The following is a 1,541-nucleotide window of genomic DNA, read 5'->3' as shown; positions in this document are numbered from 1 at the left end:
GGCGGCGCTCAGCGTGAGTGGTTTGCTCATCGGCGCAATGCTCGGCATGTCCGGCCGGTTCGGTCACGGAACGATAGCTAGAGTCACTGCCTTGGGAGCGGGGTTAATACTGGCGGCCGCTGCAGTGGAGCTCGCCGCAGAGGCCGTTGCAACCCACCCCTGGAGTGGAGTCACGGCTCTCTTGGGCGGCGCAGCAACCTTCAGCGCCATCAACGCATGGTTGGCCACGCGCGGAGCCCGCGACCGCAAGCGCTGCGGAGAATGCCTAACGAAATTGAAGACCACTGCGACGGTGGGCCCCGCCACTGGCGCGCCCATCGCCATCGGGACCGCTCTCGACGCCGTGCCCGAGGCATTAGTACTCGGTGTGACACTACACAGCAGGGGCGTGGAACTCGCGCTGATCGCAGCCATTGCCATCGGCAATCTGCCCGAGGCGATGTCGGCTTCGAATGGGATGTCGAGAGCCGGTCGGTCTCGACATTGGATCCTCGCGCTGTGGAGTAGCGTCGCCGTTGCCACCATCTGTCTAACCGCCGCCGGATACGCTGCGTCATCGCTGCTCACAGACGACGCTGTCCTCCTTCTGCAAGCATTTGGAGCTGGAACACTACTGTCCTTGGTTGCGGAGACCATGCTGCCCGAGGCCGCCGAGAACAACCCCAAGTTCGGCGGGCTGATCGCAGCTGCGGGATTCGGTCTGCTGCTGTTGATCTCGGGCTTGGGGTGAGCACACAAAGGGGCATCTCACCGATAGATCCTGCTCGAAATCTCCCCACTCCCCTGGTTCTGGTGACGCTGCGGCCTTCCAGCGGTCCTTCAACCGGTGCAGCGACCAGTCGCAGATCCACATCTCTTGCATCGTGCGCCGTTGATTGCAAACCCCTGTCCATACTGCCGAGTCTCCCAGCGGTGGTTTCGGATGTGCATGGGGGCACATTGCACCAAGTCGGTGTTCTAGAGAACGGATTCAATCCAGTTGTCTTTCGATCATTGTGTTCGGCCGGACCCTCGTTCATCCCGGTTGCTCGACATTCTCTCGAAGCACTGGGGTCCTCGTGTGTGTTGCCGAGCAATGCCAATGCAATCCGCGCTATCGACCAGGCGTTCTGCTTCGGACACTGATTCCCGACCGCCGTTCTTTCTCCTTTCGTCATGCGACCACGATCTAATTGCCGAACTGCGCCTTGAGCTTTCGATGAGTGCAGTCTGCGGCACTATCTCGTGTCGACGACAACCAACCCGTGAGGTAAGTGCATTGAACCGATTCGAGGCCAGAAATCCCATCGCCGCTGTTTCCTCGAAGGCCACGGCAGGCGGCATGTCTGCCCCATTTAACTCTGCCCTGCTTGATGCGCTGAAACAGCGCGTTGTCATCGGCGACGGAGCGATGGGCACCATGTTGCAGGCCGCGGACCTCACCCTGGACGACTTCCTCGGCCTCGAGGGGTGCAATGAGATCCTCAACGACACCCGTCCCGACGTGCTCAAAGACATCCACCGTGCGTACTTCGCCGCTGGTGCCGATGCCGTCGAGACCA

General features: G+C 61.1%; 2 protein-coding genes. Both read left to right on the top strand.

Translation table 11 applies throughout. From position 1 onward, the window contains the following. Positions 1-730 (top strand): hypothetical protein (locus ACH4F2_RS36035; RefSeq protein WP_398136811.1); only part of this gene is annotated, 730 nt, incomplete at its 5' end. A 591-nt stretch (positions 731-1,321) separates the two neighbouring features. Continuing rightward, positions 1,322-1,541: homocysteine S-methyltransferase family protein (locus ACH4F2_RS36030; protein WP_353802644.1), on the top strand; the 220-nt coding region annotated here is incomplete at its 3' end.

The sequence above is a fragment of the Streptomyces sp. NPDC017890 genome, assembly GCF_044328675.1.
Lineage (GTDB): Bacteria > Actinomycetota > Actinomycetes > Streptomycetales > Streptomycetaceae > Streptomyces.
Note: the sequence above shows the minus strand (reverse complement) of the source record. Positions and strands in the feature narration are given on the sequence as shown.